The 19,506-nt window shown below is 69.4% G+C and carries 16 protein-coding genes; 9 read left to right on the top strand and 7 right to left on the bottom strand.

Annotation, left to right across the window (positions count from 1 at the left end; all coding sequences use genetic code 11):
* The first annotated feature begins 9 nt into the window (after window positions 1-9).
* From HUA78_RS17575 to HUA78_RS17565, 3 genes are all read left to right on the top strand, one after another.
* Window positions 10-1,320 carry an adenylosuccinate synthase gene (locus tag HUA78_RS17575; protein WP_141646300.1) on the top strand — a complete coding sequence of 437 codons (1,311 nt, stop codon included), beginning with the start codon at window positions 10-12 and terminating at the stop codon, window positions 1,318-1,320.
* 110 nt (window positions 1,321-1,430) lie between these two features.
* Window positions 1,431-3,038 carry a tetratricopeptide repeat protein gene (locus tag HUA78_RS17570; protein ID WP_174476771.1) on the top strand — a complete coding sequence of 536 codons (1,608 nt, stop codon included), beginning with the start codon at window positions 1,431-1,433 and terminating at the stop codon, window positions 3,036-3,038.
* 63 nt (window positions 3,039-3,101) lie between these two features.
* Window positions 3,102-3,533, top strand: a complete 432-nt coding sequence (locus HUA78_RS17565) for a PH domain-containing protein (protein ID WP_141646302.1) — start codon at window positions 3,102-3,104, stop codon at window positions 3,531-3,533.
* Here HUA78_RS17565 and HUA78_RS17560 read toward each other — a convergent pair whose 3' ends face one another.
* The 4 genes from HUA78_RS17560 to HUA78_RS17545 all read right to left on the bottom strand — a co-directional run bounded on the left by HUA78_RS17560 (window position 3,534) and on the right by HUA78_RS17545 (window position 6,636).
* Window positions 3,534-4,409 (bottom strand): FHA domain-containing protein, encoded by an 876-nt coding sequence (locus HUA78_RS17560; protein WP_174454937.1) that lies wholly within the window; start codon window positions 4,407-4,409, stop codon window positions 3,534-3,536.
* An 81-nt stretch (window positions 4,410-4,490) separates the two neighbouring features.
* The gene (locus tag HUA78_RS17555) at window positions 4,491-5,228 is read right to left on the bottom strand and encodes a YqjF family protein (RefSeq protein WP_174476770.1); all 738 of its coding nucleotides are present in this window, start codon (window positions 5,226-5,228) and stop codon (window positions 4,491-4,493) included.
* A gap of 64 nt (window positions 5,229-5,292) precedes the next feature.
* A complete protein-coding gene (locus tag HUA78_RS17550; protein WP_174476769.1) occupies window positions 5,293-6,006 on the bottom strand; it encodes a hypothetical protein in 714 nt (237 codons plus the stop codon).
* Between the two features lie 15 nt (window positions 6,007-6,021).
* Window positions 6,022-6,636, bottom strand: a complete 615-nt coding sequence (locus HUA78_RS17545) for an LppP/LprE family lipoprotein (protein ID WP_174476768.1) — start codon at window positions 6,634-6,636, stop codon at window positions 6,022-6,024.
* A 163-nt stretch (window positions 6,637-6,799) separates the two neighbouring features.
* On the opposite strand from HUA78_RS17545, the gene HUA78_RS17540 reads away from it, so the two are divergent.
* Window positions 6,800-7,996 carry a carbohydrate-binding family 9-like protein gene (locus HUA78_RS17540; RefSeq protein ID WP_174454939.1) on the top strand — a complete coding sequence of 399 codons (1,197 nt, stop codon included), beginning with the start codon at window positions 6,800-6,802 and terminating at the stop codon, window positions 7,994-7,996.
* 21 nt (window positions 7,997-8,017) lie between these two features.
* Here the strand turns inward: HUA78_RS17540 and HUA78_RS17535 are convergent, their stop codons facing one another.
* Together HUA78_RS17535 and HUA78_RS17530 are read right to left on the bottom strand one after the other, a co-directional pair.
* Window positions 8,018-8,272 carry a hypothetical protein gene (locus HUA78_RS17535; protein ID WP_174476872.1) on the bottom strand — a complete coding sequence of 85 codons (255 nt, stop codon included), beginning with the start codon at window positions 8,270-8,272 and terminating at the stop codon, window positions 8,018-8,020.
* A gap of 4 nt (window positions 8,273-8,276) precedes the next feature.
* A complete protein-coding gene (locus HUA78_RS17530) occupies window positions 8,277-10,736 on the bottom strand; it encodes a DNA internalization-related competence protein ComEC/Rec2 (RefSeq protein ID WP_174476767.1) in 2,460 nt (819 codons plus the stop codon).
* Window positions 10,737-10,927: 191 nt separating this feature from the next.
* Between HUA78_RS17530 and HUA78_RS17525 the strand changes: the two genes are divergently transcribed.
* Both HUA78_RS17525 and HUA78_RS17520 read left to right on the top strand, forming a co-directional pair.
* Window positions 10,928-11,422 (top strand): CarD family transcriptional regulator, encoded by a 495-nt coding sequence (locus HUA78_RS17525; RefSeq protein WP_002639129.1) that lies wholly within the window; start codon window positions 10,928-10,930, stop codon window positions 11,420-11,422.
* 78 nt (window positions 11,423-11,500) lie between these two features.
* On the top strand, window positions 11,501-12,160 hold the full coding sequence (locus HUA78_RS17520) for a hypothetical protein (RefSeq protein ID WP_174476766.1): 660 nt from the start codon (window positions 11,501-11,503) through the stop codon (window positions 12,158-12,160).
* Here HUA78_RS17520 and HUA78_RS17515 read toward each other — a convergent pair.
* Window positions 12,135-13,922, bottom strand: a complete 1,788-nt coding sequence (locus HUA78_RS17515; protein WP_174454942.1) for an FHA domain-containing protein — start codon at window positions 13,920-13,922, stop codon at window positions 12,135-12,137. The genes HUA78_RS17520 and HUA78_RS17515 overlap by 26 nt on opposite strands.
* Window positions 13,923-14,106: 184 nt before the next feature.
* Between HUA78_RS17515 and cysS the strand changes: the two genes are divergently transcribed.
* The 3 genes from cysS to uvrB all read left to right on the top strand — a co-directional run bounded on the left by cysS (window position 14,107) and on the right by uvrB (window position 19,505).
* Window positions 14,107-15,585: a cysteine--tRNA ligase gene (cysS, locus tag HUA78_RS17510; RefSeq protein WP_174476765.1), complete on the top strand. Its 1,479-nt coding sequence runs from the start codon at window positions 14,107-14,109 to the stop codon at window positions 15,583-15,585.
* A 44-nt stretch (window positions 15,586-15,629) separates the two neighbouring features.
* The gene (locus HUA78_RS17505; protein WP_174454944.1) at window positions 15,630-17,327 is read left to right on the top strand and encodes a M28 family peptidase; all 1,698 of its coding nucleotides are present in this window, start codon (window positions 15,630-15,632) and stop codon (window positions 17,325-17,327) included.
* 84 nt (window positions 17,328-17,411) lie between these two features.
* Window positions 17,412-19,505 carry an excinuclease ABC subunit UvrB gene (uvrB, locus tag HUA78_RS17500; protein WP_141648988.1) on the top strand — a complete coding sequence of 698 codons (2,094 nt, stop codon included), beginning with the start codon at window positions 17,412-17,414 and terminating at the stop codon, window positions 19,503-19,505.
* Window position 19,506 lies beyond the last annotated feature (1 nt).

The following is a 19,506-nucleotide window of genomic DNA, read 5'->3' as shown; positions in this document are numbered from 1 at the left end:
GCGGGCACCATGCCGAACGTCGTCGTCATCGGAGCGCAGTGGGGAGATGAGGGTAAGGGCAAGGTCGTCGACCTGCTTACCGAGCATGCCCAGTTGGTCGTCCGCTTCCAGGGCGGCAATAACGCGGGCCATACGCTCGTGGTGGGTGGCCAGAAGACCGTCCTTCACCTGATTCCCTCGGGCATCCTCCACCCGGGCAAGACGTGTGTCATTGGCAACGGAGTGGTGGTGGACCCCGCGGTGCTCGTGGGTGAAATCGATGCGCTCAAGGCGCGCGGTTTCCTCAAGGAGGACTCGCAGCTCCTCATCTCCGACAATGCCCACGTCATCTTCCCGTGGCACAAGCTGCTGGACAGCTTCCGCGAGAAGGCCCGCGGTGGCAGCGCCATTGGGACCACCGGTCGCGGTATCGGCCCGTCCTACGAGGACAAGGTCGCGCGCCGGGGCATCCGCATGCGTGACCTGCTCAATTCGGACCGGCTGCGCAAGCGCATCGAGGAGCGGCTGCCGCAGGCGCTCGAGGAGCTGAAGGAGCTGTGCGCGAAGGCGGGCGTTCCCGTGCCGCAGCTGGAGGTGCCTCAGGTCCTGGCCGAGTTCTCCGCGCTGGGCGAGCGACTCAAGCCCTACGTGCACGACGCCTCGCTGTTCCTCGCGGAGCAGGTGCGCAAGGGCGCGCGCATCCTCTTCGAGGGCGCGCAGGGCACGCTGCTCGACGTGGACCACGGCACCTATCCCTTCGTCACGTCGTCGAACTGCGTGGCCGGCAACGCGGCGGTGGGCTCGGGCCTGGGGCCCACGGCCATCGACAAGGTGATGGGCATCAGCAAGGCCTACACCACGCGCGTGGGCGGCGGTCCGTTCCCCACGGAGCTGAACGACGCGATTGGCGATCAGCTGCGCAAGGTCGGTGATGAGTTCGGCGCGACGACGGGTCGCCCTCGCCGCTGCGGCTGGTTGGATGGCGTGGTGCTGCGCTACGCGGTGCGCGTCAACGGCCTGTGGGGCATCGCGCTCACCAAGCTCGACGTGCTCAGCGGGCTCAAGTCGCTCCAGCTCTGCAACGCGTACGACCTGGATGGCCAGAAGGTCACCGAGCTGCCCGGGGACTACGAGGACCTGGCGCGCGTCAAGCCCATCTACGAGACGCTGCCCGGTTGGGACGAGAAGCTCGCCGGCGTGCGCAGCTTCGACGAGCTGCCGGAGAACGCGAAGCGCTACGTCCGTCGCGTGGAGGAGATCAGCGGCGTCCCCGTGGTGTGCGTCTCCGTGGGCGCTGACCGTGGCGAGACGGTTTTGCTGCAGAACCCCTTCCGCAGCTGAGGCGGGGAAGCGCACCCTCGGAGGAAACTTCCCACCGAGGGTGCGGGAGCGCCGTGACGCCGTCCCCGGTTTCTGCTACGGCAGTCGGGAGCCACCCCCTGGGGGACGTCATGGTTTTCGTGAGCAGGTCCGTCATCGCCCTGACCGCGGTGTTGCTGCTCGGCGCCGCGGAGCCTTCCGAGCCCGCCCGGGCTGCCTTCGCTCGCGGTGAGTCAGCGCTCTCCGGTGGTCGTCTGGATGAGGCCACCATCGCCTATCGCGAGGCGCTGGCCGCCACGCCTGGATACGCCCCGGCGCTCAATGGCCTGGGCAGTGTCCTGTTCCGCCAGGGCCAGTTGAAGGACGCCATGGCGCGCTTCATCGAGGCCACGGAAGCGGACCCCCAGCACAAGATGGCGTTCTTCAACCTGGGCTATGCCGCGCGCAAGGCCGGGGATGCCTCCACCGCCGCGCGAGCGTATGCGCGCTACGTCCAGCTCGAGCCCGACGACGCGGACGGCTACTACGGACTGGCGGAGAGCCACCGTCAGCTCGGTGACAAGGCCCAGGCGATTGCCGCGTATCAGGGCTACATCGCCCTTGAGCGGCGGCCCTCGGAGCAGATCTGGGTGCAGAAGGCGCGAGGGCACCTGAAGGCCCTGGGCGGAGTGCCCCTGCCCGCGACGGCCGAGCGCACGGGCCCGCGTGTCGCCGCCGCGCCGCCGCCTTCATCCGTTGTTCCAGCGAGCGAGGCCGTCCCTCCAGTGGGGAGCGCGGAGCCCGCGGGCGGCGTGCGTGAGAAGGGGAGCACCCCGAGCGCCACGCCCGTGGCGGGAAGGCCCTCACCGGAGGGGAGCAGCGCGCAGAAGGGGACTGCTGCTCAGGCTGGGACTGTCGCTCCGGCGGGGAGCGCGGGCCCGGCGGTGGGTCTTGCCCAGGCTGAGTCGGCCTCACCCACGGGGAACGCCGCGCAGGATCCGCTGCCCTTCCCGTCGACCCGCGCGGCCACGGAGGGCTCCCAGGAGCGGCCGTCGAACCCGGCGCTCGCGGCCTCGCGCATCCGTGATGGCGATGCGCTGATGAAGGAGCGTCGCTACCGTGAGGCGGCCTTCGCGTTCCTGGACGCGTCGCACGCGGACTCCAGCCATGTGGAGGCCCTCTTCAAGCTGGGCAATGCGTTGGCGGTGCTCGGCTACTACGGGCAGGCGGTGGAGAAGTGGGAAACGGCGACGCGGCTCACGCAGGACGCCGCCATCCGTCAGAGTGCGCAGGACAACATCACCCGGGCTCGCGCGAAGCTGGCCCAGGCGGGCGCTTCACCCCAGGCCGCGGGGCAGGCACCTGGCTCCGGACCTGTCGCTGACACGACGCGCACCCAGGCCCGGCGAGCCTATGAGCAGGGCGTGCAGCGCATCGGTGCGCGGGACTTCGCCACCGCGCTGACGCATCTGACCCAGGCCATCCAGCTCGAGCCCATGCTGGCGGTCGCCTACACCGCGCGCGGCAGCGCGAACATCGGCCTGCGTCGCTACGCGGAGGCCGCGGCGGACTACCAGTTCGCGTTGGAGTTGGAGCCCCAGGTGGCCTCCCCCCTTTACGGGTTGGCTGAGTCCTACCGCGCCCTCGGTCGCAACGCCGAGGCCCGTGGCCTCTACGAGCGCTACGCCGCTTCGTCCGCCGCGGATGTCCGACCTCAGCTCCAGGAGGAATCTCGACAGAAGGCCACGAAGCTGCGTTGACCGGCTGGCAGGCGGGCGCCGGGGCAGGTGGATCCTGTCAGTCCCAGGCACTAATTTGGATGCATGGCCGTGCGCGACGCGGAGATGGACGAACGGCAGGTTTTCCGCCCCCGCCGGGGGCTGGCGGCCTCGATGGCGGTGGCTGGCCTGCTCTGGGTGGCGGTGCTTCTCTACCTCTTCAAGTTCGAAGGGGTCCCGCTGAAGACCTTCCTCTCGGCGGGCTTCTTCATCCTCTTCTTCGGCGTCTCGCTCACGTACTACGCGCGAACGCTCATCGTCGTGGATGCCCGGGGCATCACCTACCGGGGCATGGTGCGAACCCGGCGGTTCTCCTTCGCGGATATCCGCAACGTGGACGTCCTGCCGGGGCCCGTCACCGTCTACGCGATTCGTGGACAGTGGGGATTCGTACACTTCACGAGCTTCTTCCGGCACCACCAGACGCTCGCCCGGATTCTCGTCGAACGTGCCGGGTTGGGGCCTCTGCCGGGCTGACTATCCCGTCGCCAGCACATAGGTGACGAGCAACCCCGCCAGCGCCGCCGCTCCGCCCAATCCAATGAGCCACCATTCCGCGTGAGCGCGGCGCACGGTGGGCCGAGCCTCCGAGGGCCCCTTTGCCTCGGCCCCCTCGCCGTCGGGTGTCGGAACCTCGACGATTCCTTCCGGGGGCCGTGAAGGGGGCTCACTGGCGACGGAATCAGGTGCGAGTTCCTCCAGCGGGGCCTGGAATCGCAGCAGCGTCCGGCCCAGCTCCAGGACGTCGCCATCGGACAGGGGCACCTGTTCTCTCACCCGCTGACCATTGACGAAGACACCGTTGGGACTGCCCAGGTCCTCCAGGGTGAAGGTGCCCTCGTCCTCGTCGTGGAGGATGCAGGCGTGGCTGCGCGAGACGGCGCGGTCTCGAAGGCGCAGCGTCGCCTCCTGGCCGCGACCCAGCCTGGTGCGTGCCTCCGCGAGCGCGTGGGTGCGGCCCACGTCCAGCCCCGTCAGACAGGTGAGGGTGGCGGCTCGGGACGGGGCGGGTGCGTCCAGGCCCGTGAGCAATCCCTTGAGCACGGCGACCGTGCCCAGGCCGCGCTCCATGGGGGCTTCCGGCAGCACGCTCAGGAGCATCGTGTCGGGCAGGCCCAGCACTTCACCCGGGAGGACCAGTCGGGACACGCCGGGTGGCACGAGCACGCCGTTGACGTTGAAGGTCCGCGTCGCCTCCACCATGAGCTGGGACCCTTCGATGCGCAGGGTCAACAGCTTGGGCGGGAGGGACTCCAGGCGGATGTGGTCGTCGGGACCGCCGCCCAGCAGGTGGTGTCCTTCGGGCAGTTCGAAGGGCGTGGTGGTGCCCAGGTGTTGGAACTCGAAGCGCATGGCCCGACGTGGAGCAACGCGCGGACCGGCACGCCGCTCGGGGAATCGCGCGCTTACCGGGCGTGAGCGTCCGGGACGGCGTCAGTCCATCCCCACCGCGAGACGCTCGCCCGGATACACCGCCACGCCCGAGCCATCCGCGACGAACGCCGACGCGGGAGTCCCGCTCAGGACGGACGTGAAGCGGTCGCCGTAGAGCCGCGAGACGTCACAGTCGAAGGCCACGTCGTCCGCCTGCCACACGGACCACCGCGGGTGCTCCACGCGGTACTCCGCGCAGCCGCCATCGCGCTGGGGCGTGTAACCCCAGTAGTGCTCGGTGATGAACTCTTCCTGCGAGTCGGGGGTGCTGGCGACGGGGCGGCCGCGAGTGCTCGCCGCCAGGCGCTGCCAGCGGCCCTCGTGCTTCCACGCATATTCCAGCCGGCCCGGAGCACCCTGCTCGGCGCCCTCCATCTCCACGATGTGCCGCATGGGCAGCGCGAGATAGGGCTCGTTGTAGACGACGCGCGCCACGGTGGCGATGGCCCAGCGAGGGACCAGCTCCCGCACGAAGGCCACGCCGCGCCGCCAGCCTTCGGGGCCGCGATGGCGCACGTAGTAGCGCAGGTTCACCTCGTCGAATTCCCGGTGGAAGGGCACCGCGAGTCCGCGCACGCGGGTGTCCAGGAAGCGGAAGCCCACCATGCTGACGAAGGTCTTCCCCTGCCACGTGTCCAGCTCCGTGCCCCGCGGCACGAGCGGCGCGAGCACCTTCGGGTCCACCTCGTAGTTGAGCATCACGAGGTACCGCCACGTGGCCGTGAGAAAGGGGCGCATGCCCCTTCGTAATGCGCGCGAAGCCGCGACGTCCTGGCCGGCGCATCCTTCCCGGCACTCCGGCTTACTGGATTCGGAAGCCGATGTTTTGTGGCAGGGAGAACATGTAGAGGGTCGCCACCACCATCATCACCCCTGCCAGCGCGAGGAGGGCGATCTTCAGCGAGGGGTGGAGCAGCTTCGTCGACACGCCCGCGAAGAAGAGAACGGAGGCGAAGAGGACGACGCAGAAGGTGAAGTTGTCGCCGTTCTGGTTGGACTGTCGCGCCTGTTCGAAGGCCTTCTCGGCTTCTGCGGCCAGCTCCCGACTCTTGTCGAGCGTGGCGGGGTGGTACTCGGGTCGGGTGAAGGGCGTTCCCTCCGGAGTTTCGCCCGGGCGGGTTGCCTCCGCGCGCCAGGCTTCGAAGGCGGGTCGGAACTCTTCCCGGAAGCGGCGCTCGTAGAAGTCGAGCCTTTGCGAGTCGCCGTCGGTCCACGCGTCCGCCCAGCTCGCGAAGAGGCTGGTGTCGATTTCAACGAGCAGCGCCATCGTCGTGGAGGCGCGCACCGACTCCGCACGCAGCGCGTTCGCCTTGCTGTACTGGAAGGATTGGTCTCCGCTCCACCGGGTCGACTGGTAGGCGGTCCATGCGGACCCGACGGTGGCGAGGGCCAGCAGCACGGTGGCCAGGAGCTCCAGCACGTACTCACGGCGCCGCTCATGCGCGGGACGGAGGTGGAGGAGCGCGTCGGCGATCTCCTTCTTGAGCTCGGGCGGAACCGTCGCGGGCGTGTCCATGTCGTGGGCCCTTCGTTACTGCGGTGGGGTGGGACTCGTCGTGGCCTGGGTCGCCGTCACCACGGGCCCCTTGGGGCCTGGCTGGAGCTCGTACTGCACGGAGCCCTGTCGCGATGGACAGCAGAGCGGGTCGTCCGCGGCGTAGCGACGCACGGTGGCCGTCAGGTTCCTGGGGCTGTAGAGGCGGACCTCGCCCATGGCTCCGTCGAAGCGGTCCGTCATCGGCTCGGGTGCCAGGGTGCCCGCGAAGCGCCCGTCGACGAAGACGAACACCTGGAAGCCCATGGCGCGGCACATGCCGTCGCCTTCCGCGGCGGCGGTGATGACCTCCGTCGTGTCGAAGATTTGGAGCGGGCCCAGCAGCGTCCACCCCGCCTTCATCAAGGCCCGGTCCGACGCGGTGGTGGGCTTGCGCGCGAACCGTGCGCAGCGTCCGGTCCGCAGGGACTGGCCATCGCCCGGGAGCGCCTTGGGCAGGCGAGCGCCCGACGTGTTCCAGGTGGGCAGGGGCTTCGCGTCCAGCCAGGTGGAGCCCGTGGATACGGAGTCGTCGGAAGCCGCCATCGCGAAGAGGGATGTCAACACCGCGCAGAGCAGGGCCGTGGGTGCGAGCAACCGACTACGCGACATGAGCGAAACCTCCCGGAAGGTGCCGGCTTGAAGATGGAGCCTGCGCCCCGCGAATGGGACGCAGGGGGCACGGCCGGGCAGGTGCGCGCAGGGCCGCCAGGGCTTCCCCTCGTGGCGAACGGGCCCACTCCCCACCGTGAAGTCGCTAGGATGCCCGCCGCCGATGCGCACCCCTTCCACCGTCCTTCTCCTGACCCTCTCGTGCCTCGTGGCCGCGTGCCGCGATGAACAGGCGGGCCCCAAGCCGCGCACGTCCCGTCTGCCCGAGCCCGCGAAGGCCCGCGTCCTGGACACCGCGCCCTCGGACCTGACGTACCGAAGCGGCGCCACGTTCGCGGGGGGCTCGGTGGTGTACCTGGGCTCGAAGGTGACGCCTGCTCATGCCGCCCCGGGCGAGCAGGTCCGGCTGGCGCACTACTTCCAGGCGGTGCGTCCGCCTCCGCAGGGGTACGGCTTCTTCGTCCACGTGGTGGACGCGGCGACCGGCGGAATGCTCGTCAACGCGGACCACGAGATTCAGGACGGCGCGGCGCCGCTGGCCTCATGGCCGGTGGGCAAGGTCGTCGAGGACATCCACTCCGTGCCGATGCCGCCCGTGCCCTCTCGGGCGATGCTGGGCTTCTGGCGCGGCGACGAGCGGCTGCCTGTGGATGACGCCGCCTCTCACGACGGGGCACACCGAATGCTTGGTCCCCAGCTCGGCGGCGCGGCTCCGGAGCTGCCCGAGTATGTCGTCCGCAGGGCGGGCACCGCGCCCACCATCGACGGTGTGCTCGACGACGCGGTCTGGAAGGAGGCCGCGCCCGTGGTGTTGAGGGGCAGCTTCGACGGGCGCGCGGTGCGACTGCGCACCGAGGCGCGTCTCGCCTACGACAACGCGTACCTCTATGTGGCCTTCGACAGCGAGGACCCCGACGTCTGGGGCACGCTGCGCAAGCGCGACGACCCCATCTACGAGCAGGAGGTGGTGGAAATCTTCCTCGACGCCAACGCGGACGGGCGCACGTACAACGAGCTGCAGGTGTCACCGCACAACGTCAACTTCGATGCGTACTTCCCCGCGCGTCGGCAGGGAATGGACCTGTCCTGGGACTCGGGGATGACGACGGCGGTGAAGGTCCGGGGCACGCTGGACGACGCCTCCGACAAGGACGAGGGCTGGTCCGTGGAGATGCGGATTCCCTTCGCGAAGCTCGCCGAGGTCCCCCAGGTGCCTCCCCAGCCGGGAGCGCGCTGGCGCTTCAATCTCTACCGCCTGGAGCACCATGGCCGCCGCACCGTGGAGGGGCAGGCCTTCTCGCCCCTCTTCGTCGGTGACTTCCATGCACTGCCGCGCTTCGCGTGGCTGACCTTCCAGTGAAGACGCCCGTGCCGCGCGCGCTCACGCGTGCGGAGTGATGTCCCACTGGGCATCCGCCACGGAGCGCTCGGAAGGGTCCCCGAGGAAGCGGAGGTAGCCCTGGAGCTCCAGCGTATCGATGAGCTCCTCGGCTTCCTGCTGGGAGAAGGCCTTCAGGTCCACGAGCAAGTCCCGCATGAGCGACTTGCCGCGCAGGTAGCCCACGGGTTCTCCAGGGCCCAGCGCGTCCTTCAGGTCCGCCGTCAGTTGCCGCAGGTCGATGTCCTCGGGATTCATCGCCTCAACGATGGGAATGCCGCGCATCAACGGCAAGTCGAGCGTCCTCACCGGCGGGCTCGCGCGTCAGGTGAGGGACCAGCCGGACATCCCGCCCGTCACTCTCCACGGTGACGGCGCCGTCGATGTCCGTCCTCCAACACTCGCTGCCCGCGGCGCGATAGCGCGCCTCCACCTCCGGATGGGGAAAGCCGAAGCGGTTGCGCCGGCCGACACAGAACACCACGTGCTTGGGGCGTATGCGGTCCACCAGGGCCTGCGTGGAGGACGTGCGTGAGCCGTGGTGCGGGGCCTTCAGCACCGTCACCGGGCCCAGGCTGTCAGCCAGCAGCTCCTCCGCGTCGTGCTCCATGTCTCCGGGCAGCAGCACCGTGACGTCACCGTGGCGGACCCGCAGCACCACGCTGCGGTCATTCACGCCTTCCAACAGCTCGCGCTCCGCGTCCCCCGGCGGGCCCAGGACCTCCACCGTCGCCTCGCCCAGGAGCAGCGAGGGATGTCCGGCCTGCACTTCCTCCACGCTCGCATCGCGCGCGGCCGACACCACCTGCCGAGACAGCGGTCCGCCCTCGTCGCCCGCCGGCAACCACAGGCGCGCGGTGGGCACGTGCTCCAGCGTGGACACCAACCCGAGCGCATGGTCCGGATGCGGATGGGACAGCACCGTCAGGTCCAGTGTGGAGATGCCCTGGTGTCGGAGGTAGGGGACGACGAAGCGCAGCCCCGTGTCGGCGCCTCCTGGCGAGCCACCGCCATCCACGAGCGCATGGTGTCCGCGCGAACTGAGCACCACCGCGTCTCCCTGGCCGACCGAGAGGAAGGTGACGCGCAGGCCCGGCTCGGGCGCGAGCCGTGGAACGAGCGCCGCGGCGACCAGGGCCACCGGCGCCAGCCATCCGCCCCCGCGCCACCGGCCCGTTCCCAGGGCCCACGTCAACAGTCCGAAGGCATACAGCGCCGACCAGGCCCCGAGTGGCGGCACCTCCACCGAGGCCAGGGGCATGGCGGCGAACACCCGGGTGAGCCACAGCAGGGCCTCCGACGCCCAGGCGCCCGCCCACAGCACGGGAGTCGCCAGGGGAGGTGCCACCACGAACAGCGCCGCCCCGCCCGCCGCGAGTCCCGTGAGCAGCCCGCACAGGGGCAGGGCGACGACATTGGAGAGGAGCCCCGCAAGGCTCACCCGCCCGAAGGCCGACGCCGCCACGGGCAGTCCCGCGAGTGTTGCCGCCGCGCTCGCGCACAGCGTCTGTGCCACGGCCTCGCGTCCCTGCCCCCAGAGTCGCGCCCATCGACGTGGCTCGCGCGGGTCCGGCCGAGGGAAGGGCAGGGCCAGTCGCAGGGCGGGCACGAGCAGCACAAGTCCGAGCACCGCGAGGAACGACAGCCGCAGCGACAGGTCCTCCACGCTGGAGGGCGCACACAGCACCAGCACCAGCGCGGCGGCGGAGAGGCCATTCAACCCGTCCGCGCGCTTCCACCACGCCAGTCCCAACAACACCACCGTGGCCATCACGGCGGAGCGCACCGCCGGCGGCTGGCTGCCGGTGAACAGCACGTAGGCCCAGACGAAGGGCACCGCCGCGGGCGCCGCCACCCGTCGAGCATCCAGCTTCCGCCACCGGGCCCCCGCCCGCACCAGCAGACGCCGCAACAGCGCGAGGGTCATCAGCGCCAGGGCCGCGACATGCAGCCCGCTCACGCTCAGCACGTGCGCGAGACCCGCCCGGGAGAAGGCCTCCTCCCAATCCGCGTCCAGCTCCGCGCGCCGCCCCGCCGCGAGCGTGAGGAAGAGGGCCGCGGAGTCACGAGAGGGCGCTACCCGGTGCGTCGCCTCGGCGAGCCGCTCCCGCGTGTCCTCCATCACCCAGCGCCACGCGGGCGCGAGCGACAGCACCAGCACACGCTCCGCGCTCGTCGCCCCCGTGAAGGCCACGCCCTGCCTGCGCCGGACCGACGTGAAGTCCTTCTCACCTGGATTGGCGGCGGGCGCGTCCGGAGCAAGGCGAACCCTTGCCCGCAGTCGTTGACCCGGTAGCAGTGGCGGCGCGGCTCCGCGAAGCGTCAGGTTCAGCTTGAAGCGGGCACTCTCGAGCGCCCCTTCCTCGGGCCCCGCGCGAACCACCGCGAGCCGGACCCGGGTGGCTCCGTCCAGGAGGTCCACCCGCCCGGCTTCGCCCTCCACCACGGCCTCGCCGCCCTTCGCCAGGGCCGTCGGAACCAGGGTCTGGGATTCCCAGCGCGCCAGGCCCGCACCGGCCATCCAGAGTGCGCCCAGCACCGCCAGATGAGCACCAGGCAGCCGGGCGAGCGCCAGTCCGGCCACTCCCAGCAAAACCCCGCAGACCAGAAATAGCTCCGCCGGGCCGTCCGTTCCGGGAGACCAGAGAGCGCCTAGCAGCAAGCTCAACGAAGGAAAGAAAAGGGGACGCGTCCCCAGGTCGCGCCACGCGTAACGATCCACCCGCCACCCCGCCCAACACCGTCCGTCACGCCGGCTCGTACACCGAGCGATACCGCGTACGAAAACCGACAACGTAGTCGGGCGCGTCCTGGGTGGTCAAGGCGATATCGTTGCCCGTGGATGTGGTTTGTGGTAGTAGTGCCCGGCTTGTTGATGGAAGGCCGGGAGCGAGTCTTTCAAGGAGGCAGTTAGTGCAGACCAGCTTCAAGACTGGTGACAAGGCGGTTTATCCGGGCCAGGGCGTCGGTGAGGTGATGGGTATCGAGCACACCGAGGTGGCCGGGCAGCGCCAGTCGTTCTACGTGCTGCGCATCTTGGAGAACGGGATGCGGATCATGATCCCGATCAACAAGGTCGGGTCGGTCGGCCTCCGGGAGATCATCAGCGAGGAGGACGTCAAGCAGGTCTATTCCATCCTCAGGGAGAAGGACATCTCGGTCGACTCCACGACCTGGAACCGGCGCTACCGGGAGTACATGGAGAAGATCAAGACGGGCTCCGTCTTCGAGATCGCCGAAGTGCTGCGCGACCTCTACCTCCTGAAGGGCGACAAGGACCTGTCCTTCGGCGAGCGGAAGATGCTCGACACGGCGCGTTCGCTGCTCATCAAGGAGCTGTCGCTGGCCAAGGACTGCACCGAGGAAGAGATCGAGTCGGACCTGAAGAAGATCTTCAACCTCGCCTGAGCTACACGGGCTTCCGCCCGAGAGACTCCTTGCCCCGGGTTCCCGCGAAGGGAACTCGGGGCTTCGTCTTTTCACGTCATGAACGAGTCGCCTTCCTCCTCCTCGGTACAGGCCGAGCGAGACGCGCGCATCGCCGAGCTCGAGTCGAGCCTCGCGCGGCGTCGCGTGGGTGTCAGGCCGCTGGCGGCCGTGCTGGGCATCGTGGTGAGCCTGGCGCTCCTGATGATGCAGCGTCGGGAGCTGGCGTACTTCTTCTCGTCCCGGGTTCCCCTGACCTTGGGCGTGGAGGGGGACTACCGCTTCGACGCGCTCGCCTCCAATCGCTACGCCCAGGTGCATGGCCTTCCCACGGCGCGAGGCGCCTACGAGCGGGATGGGAGCGCGCTGTTCGTGCTGGTGGGCCTGCGCGAGTCGCCCTTCGTCGTGCGCCGGCCCGCGTTGCCCGGCGAGGACTGGGTGACGGGGAGGCCGCCGCCCCCTCCAGACCCGAGGCCCTTCGGCATCCGGGGGCGTCTGCTCTCGGAGGACGATGCGCCGCGCTACCGCGATGCGCTCGCGCTGTTGCGAGGCATGGGGGAGCTCCAGGCCCACGACGGCAAGCTGTGGTTGCTCATCGAGGGCGAGCGGCCGGGCGACGACCGTGGGCTCGTCCTGGCCTGTCTGGCACTGCTCGCCTTCGGCGTGCTCAACGCGGTGCTGCTCTACAAGGCGCTCAAGGGGCCTGCTCGAGCCGCCTGAGTCCCTCGGTGGCCCTGCGGTTGCCCGCGTCGTACTTCAGGGCCTGCTGGAAGGCCGAGCGGGCCGCGTCGGAGTCTTGGGCCTTCATGTGGTCCGCGCCAGAGCGGACATACAGCGTCGAGAGCTGCGCGCGCAGCTGGGGCCCCAGGCGGCTCCACCCCCTGGACAGCTCCTGGTCGACGTTGACGGCGACGGTGAGTTGGGTGATGGCGCGAGTCGTATCGCCCTTCGCCAGGGCCTTGCGCGCCTCGCTGCCCGCGGCGTCGAAGCGGACGAGCTTCGCGTGCAGCGCCGTGAACCGACCGGACTTCGCCATCTCCATGGCGGACGTCACCTCTCCGGCTTCATAGAGCCGCAGGACCTCCGCTTCCGTCGGAGGGCCCAGGGGCTTGGTGTCACGGGCCTTCGTGTTCGTGACGACCTTCTCAGCGGAAACGGCCTCGTCATCGGAGGACATGGCCTGGAACGCGGGGACTTCTTCCGTCGTGTCACGCGTCCCACGCGGGGGTGCGCGGACCGCTCCCGTGGCCAGGTCGCTCGCGCTGAGGCTCGAGGGCGAAGCAGCGGTGTCTGTCCGCGACGGACGCGCCGAGGTCGTGGCCAGGGCCGTCGCGCGCGGTTCTGGTGGCGCGGCGGACGTGTCGGTCCGCGAAGCCCGTGTAGCGCCCGACGCGATGTCCCGTGCGCTCAGGCCCGCCGTCGACGTGGACGAGCCGCCCTGGGCCGGTCGGACCTTGTCAGGGGCGCGTGAATCGTCATCCCCGGACGGAGCCGCCTGAGCCTTGCGCTCCTCAGTCCGACTGGCGGCGCGAGGCTCGTCACGTTCGGTGCCGCTTCTCCGCGTCCTCGCCGGTGTTTCGCCGACCGTGTCGTCGCCCGTGGGCGCACGGTCCGTGGCTCTGGCGGTGGGACGCACGTTCCCCGTGTCCACGAGGAGGGGACGATCATCCTCCGGTTGGGCGGGCTCGGACGGCGGAGTCTGCCCTCGCGTGGAAGCGGAGCCACCCGAGCGCGTCGCCTCGTTGGTGGGTGCCGTCCGATTCGAGCTCAGTCCCACCGCGAGCACGGTGATGAGGGCCGCCACGGTGGAGCCCAGGCCCGCGGCGACGAGCCCCACGCCCCAGGGGCCGAGACCTCGCTTGCGCGGAAGGGGTTCGGGGGTGGCGCCGGTGAGGGCGGGGATGCCCGCGGCGGGCGTGCCACCCGGACCGCGCAGCCGCAGCATCGCGTTGCCCAGGGTGATTTCGTCACCCTGCATCACCTCGACTTCATCGGTGACGCGGTTGCGGTTGATGAAGGTGCCGTTCTGGCTGCCCAGGTCCTTGATGAAGACCTGGTCGCCCTGGCGGGTGATTTGCGCGTGACGCCGGCTGATGGACGGATGCTGGAGCCGCAGGTCCGACGAGGACGACCGCCCCAACACCAGGGGCCCCTGCTGCACGGGCACGAGCTGACCCGCCCCGGGGCCTCGCTCGACGTAGAGGAAGGCCGGTGGATGTCCGGGGTTCGAGTACTCGCGTCCCCAGTCGAACCGGCCGGACAACTCCCGGTCGTTCTTTTCCCGGCCCTTGCCGCCGCTCTTCGAGCGTCCCTTGCGAGAGCCCGCCGGAAACTGGGGCACCCGCTGGGGGCGAGGGTCGTCGGCCTGGAGGGGGGCCACCTCATCGTCGTCGAAGGGCAGCTCCACCTCGGGCTCCTTCGGCGCCTGCGTACCCGGCGGACGGGGAGGGCGGGGCGGGCGCTTGGGATTCGGTGGAGCCATGAACACCATTCTCGCTGATTGAGGACCGGCTGGAAGGTTCTCAGGCCCGGGTCGTCCGAAGTTGTCCACGTCCGGTGGATTCCGGGGTCATCCCGGCACCGAGGACCTCGTGAATGCTGGCCTGTTCAGGGACCGCGAATCTAGAGTGGCGGCCACACGCACAAAGACGGACCCCTCAGGAGGAATGGCGCAAGTGACTCCCCCACCCATCCGGCTCTTCAATACGATGACCATGCAGAAGGAGCTGCTGGAGCCCGCTGTCCCGGGCTGCGTCGGGGTCTACGTCTGTGGTCCAACCGTCTACAGTTACATTCATATCGGGAATGCTCGCACCTTCACGTCCTTCGACGTGGTGGTCCGCTATCTCCGGTACCGGGGCCTGAAGGTTCGCTACGTCCGGAACTTCACGGACGTGGACGACAAGATCATCAAGGCCGCGCACGAGACGGGCGAGGCCCCCGTGGCGTTGGCCTCGCGCTTCGTGGACATCTTCCACGAGGACGTCCGCGCGCTCCACATGCAGGACCCGGACGTGGAGCCGAAGGTGAGTGACCACCTTCCCGAAATCATCGCCATCATCCAGAAGCTGGTGGACAAGGGCTTCGCCTACGCGTCCCAGGGTGACGTGTACTTCTCGGTGAGCGCCGACAAGGACTACGCGAAGCTGTCCAAGCGACACCTGGACGAGCTGTGCGTTGGCGAGCGCGTGCAGCCGGGAGATCAGAAGCGCGAGCCGCTCGACTTCGCGCTGTGGAAGGGCGCCAAGCCAGGAGAGCCCGCGTGGGAGAGCCCGTGGGGGCTCGGCCGTCCTGGTTGGCACATCGAGTGCTCCGCGATGAGCGCGAAGTACCTCGGCGAGACGTTCGACATCCACGGCGGGGCGTTGGACCTCATCTTCCCCCACCACGAGAACGAAATCGCGCAGAGCGAGTCCGCCAACGGGCAGCAGTTCGCGAAGTACTGGATGCACTGCGGATTCCTGGACCTCGAAGGCGCGAAGATGTCCAAGTCGCTGGGCAACGTGGTGCGCCTGCGCGACGCACTGGAGAAGGTGGACGCGGAGGCCCTGCGCTTCTTCTTCCTCTCCACGCACTACCGCCATCCGCTCAGCTTCTCCGACAAGGCCCTGGCCGACTCGGAGGCGCGCATGGAGTACTTCTACGAGACGCTGCGCAAGGTGGATGAGCGCCTCGCGGGCAAGGACTTCGGCACGGGAGCGCTCCACGGCGAGCCGCACCGCTTCCTCGCGGAGTTCGAGTCCTCCATGGACGACGACTTCAACAGCGCGGGAGGCCTGGGCGCGCTGTCCGGCCTCTTCGGCCTGATGAACGAGCTGACCGACAAGCCGCCGGTGAAGGACAAGCCGATGGTGGGGCGGACGCTCCTGGCGTTGCGTGAGGACGTGCGCAAGGTGTCCGGCGTGCTCGGCCTGTTTGAAGACGACCCGAGCGCGTGGCTCCTGCGCCGTCGTGAGCGCGCGGTGCGCGAGCGCGGCATCGACGTGGCGGAGGTCGAGCGGCTGCTCGGTGAGCGGACGACCGCTCGGGCCGCGAAGGACTTCGCCGCGGCGGACCGGGTGCGGGCCGCGCTGAAGGAGAAGGGCGTGGAAATCATGGATACGGCTGGCGGCACCTCGTGGAAGGTGGCGACCGCGCAGGGCTGAAGGGCTGCGGTGCCCCGGGCCTTCGTGTTAGGGCTCGGGGCACCATGAAGCACCTGCTGTCACTGTTCCTGGCCCTGACGTCCGTTCCCGCGCTCGCCCAGCGAGTGCCCTTGAGCACTCCCGCGGAGAAGGCCGCCGCGAGCAGCATCGACCCGGATGTGTTGCGCGCGCACGTGCGCTTCCTCGCGAGTGACCTGCTCGAGGGTCGAGGCCCTGGCACCCGGGGCGACGCGCTGGGGCAGGCGTACATCGCGGCGCAGTTGGAGGCCCTGGGGCTGAAGCCCGCGGGCACCGACGGCACGTTCTTCCAACCGTTCGACCTGGTGGGTGTCACCGGCCATCCGGAGACGATGTCCATCCGCGCACCGCTGGGCGCCGCGGAGCTGAAGTTCCACGAGGACTTCATCGCGGTGTCGGGCGTGCAGGTTCCCGAGGCGAAGCTGGACGCGTCCGAGCTCGTCTTCGTGGGCTACGGCATCCAGGCGCCCGAGTACGCGTGGGACGACTTCAAGGGGATGGACCTGCGCGGCAAGACGCTGCTCATCCTCAACAGCGACCCGGAGGATGATCCCCGGCTCTTCGGGGGGCGCACGCGCCTCTGGTACGGCCGCTGGGATTACAAGTACGAGCAGGCGGCGAAGGTGGGCGCGGCGGGCGCCATCATCCTCCACACCACGGCCAGCGCGGGTTACCCGTGGCAGGTGGTGCAGTCGTCGTGGACGGGCGAGCAGTTCGAGCTGCCCGCGACGTCGGGCCCCCGTCTTCAAGTGAAGGCCTGGGCCACCGAGGACGCCACGCGCCGGGTGTTGCAGCTCGCGGGGCGGGAGTTGGAGACGCTCCGTGCCGCCGCGCAGTCGCGCGACTTCCAGCCGGTGCCGCTGGGCGTGACGGTGTCCACGCGCTTCGCGAACGACGTCCGTCGTCGCCCCACGGCCAACGTGCTGGCGATGCTGCCCGGCAGCGACGCGAAGCTGTCCGGCGAGGTGGTGCTCTACAGCGCGCACCATGACCACCTGGGCAAGAAGGAGGGTGGCAAGCCGGGTGAGGACACCATCTACAACGGCGCGCTCGACAACGCGGCGGGCGTGTCCGCGATGCTGGCGGTGGCGCGGGCGTACCGTGCGATGCCGCAGGCGCCGCGCCGCTCCATCCTCTTCGCCGCCGTGGCGGCCGAGGAGCAGGGGCTGTTGGGCTCGCAGTACCTGTCCGAGCATCCGCCCGTGCCGGCCGGCCGCATCGCCGCCAACGTCAACATCGACGGCGCCAACATCCATGGCCGCACGCGCGACATCACCGTCATTGGCCTGGGCAAGTCCAACCTGGATGGCGTCATCACCGCGCTGGCGAAGACGCAGAACCGCGTGGTGAAGGCGGACCAGCTTTCGGACCGGGGCTTCTTCTACCGCTCGGACCAGTTCAACTTCGCGCGGCGCGGCATCCCCGCCGCCTACTTCGGCAGCGGCATGGACTTCATCGGTCGCCCGGAAGGATGGGGCCGCCAGCAGCGCGAGGCCTGGGAGGCGAAGCATTACCACCAGCCGTCCGACGAGCTGCGCCCGGAGTGGGACATGACGGGCGCGGTGGAGGACGCACGCCTTTTCTTCCTGCTGGGGGCCCATGTCGCCCGCGCTCCGGAGCTGCCGCGCTGGAACAAGGGGGACGAGTTCGAGGCCGCCCGCCTGGAGGCGCTGGAGGCACTCAAGGCCCCCCGGACGCCGCCCTCCGAGGGGGCATCGAAGTAGGGCTGGAAGCGCTCCGTCCGCCGCTCGACGGGCGGGTACAAATGTCCAGTGTTTCGCCCCGCGAGGGTGTTAAACCTCGCGGATATGCCTGAGTTCCAGATCGTCAGCGACCACCAGCCCGAGGGGGACCAGCCGAGGGCCATTGGCGAGCTCACGGAGGGCGTGCTTCGGGGCGACCGCTACCAGACGCTCCTGGGCGTCACGGGGTCCGGCAAGACGTTCACCATGGCGAACATCATCGCCAAGGTGCAGCGGCCCACCCTGGTCATCGCCCACAACAAGACGCTGGCCGCCCAGCTCTACGGTGAGTTCAAGAGCCTCTTCCCGAACAACGCCGTCGAGTACTTCGTCTCGTACTACGACTACTACCAGCCCGAGGCCTACGTCCCGTCGTCGGACACCTTCATCGAGAAGGACTCGTCCATCAACGACAACATCGAGCGGATGCGCCACTCGGCCACCCACTCGCTGCGCACGCGCGACGACGTGGTGATTGTCGCCAGCGTGTCCTGCATCTACGGCCTGGGCGCGGCCCGGAGCTACGTGGACCTGGCGGTGCGCGTGGACGTGGGCGGGGAGATGGGGCGCGACACGTTCATGCGCCGCCTGGTGGAGGGCCAGTACGACCGCAACGACATGGACTTCCACCGGGGCACCTTCCGCACGCGCGGCGACACCGTGGAGGTGTTTCCCGCCTACGAGGAGGAGCGCGCGGTGCGCATCAGCTTCTTCGGCGACGAGGTGGAGCGAATCACCGAGTTCGACCCGCTGCGCGGCGTCACGTTGGGCACGCTGGACAAGATCGTCATCTTCCCCGCCAGCCACTACGTCGCGGGCGAGGACGTGCGCACGCGCGCGCTGCAGACCATCCGCGACGAGCTGTCCGAGCAGCTCCAGACGTTCAAGCGCGAGGGCAAGCTGCTGGAGGCGCAGCGGCTGGAGCAGCGCACGATGTTCGACCTGGAGATGATTGAACAGGTCGGCTACTGCAACGGCATCGAGAACTACTCGCGGCACTTCTCGGGCCGCGCCACGGGCGAGCCGCCCCCGTGCCTCATCGACTACTTCCCGCGCAACCTGCTGGTCCTCATCGACGAGAGCCACCAGACGGTGCCGCAGATTGGCGCGATGTACCGGGGAGACCGCGCGCGCAAGGAGACGCTGGTCACCTTCGGCTTCCGCATGCCCAGCGCGCTGGACAACCGCCCGCTGAAGTTCGGTGAGTTCGAGGAGCTGGTGCCCCAGGCCGTCTTCGTCTCGGCGACGCCTTCCGAGTACGAGCTGCAGAAGTCCCAGGGCGTGGTGGTGGAGCAGATCATCCGCCCCACCGGCCTGACGGACCCGGAGGTCGAAACGCGCCCTGTTGGCAACCAGGTGGATGACCTGCTCGAGGAGGTCCGCCTGCGTGTCACGCGCGGCGAGCGTGTCCTGGTGACGACGCTCACCAAGCGCATGGCGGAGGACCTCACCGAGTACTACGCGGACGTGGGCGTGCGCGTGCGCTACCTGCACTCGGACATCGACGCGATTGAGCGCATGGCCATCATCAGGGACCTGCGCAAGGGCGAGTTCGACGTGCTGGTGGGCATCAACCTCCTGCGCGAGGGCCTGGACATCCCCGAGGTGTCCCTGGTCGCCATCCTCGACGCGGACAAGGAGGGCTTCCTGCGCAGCCACGTGTCGCTCATCCAGACCATCGGCCGCGCCGCGCGCAACCTGAATGGCCGCGTCATCATGTACGCGGACTCCATCACCGATTCGATGAAGAAGGCGCTGGAGGAGACGACGCGCCGCCGCGAAATCCAGCGGCAGCACAACAAGGCCCACGGCATCACGCCTCGCTCCATCAAGAGCAACATCCTCAACTTCTCCGACCACGCCTACGACGCGGAGGGCGGCGGCACGTTGCCCATGGCGGCCGAGGGTGAGGACGACTTGCTCGAAGCGAAGGAGATCCGGCGGCTGGTGAAGGAGTTCACCGAGGAGATGCAGCGCGCCGCCGAGTCGATGGAGTTCGAGAAGGCCGCCGAGTACCGGGACAAGGTCCAGTTGCTCAAGGACATGGACCTGGGGCTCAAGCCCGCCTCGCGCTTCCTGCTGAAGGGGCCCACGAAGGCGCCGGACGAAGCCCCGAAGCGTGGACGGGGCAAGGGCGGCCGGGCGCGAGGGCGCCGTTAGG

The organism is Myxococcus sp. CA033, assembly GCF_013336625.1.
Classification (GTDB): Bacteria; Myxococcota; Myxococcia; order Myxococcales; family Myxococcaceae; genus Myxococcus; species Myxococcus llanfairpwllgwyngyllgogerychwyrndrobwllllantysiliogogogochensis.
Note: the sequence above shows the minus strand (reverse complement) of the source record. Positions and strands in the feature narration are given on the sequence as shown.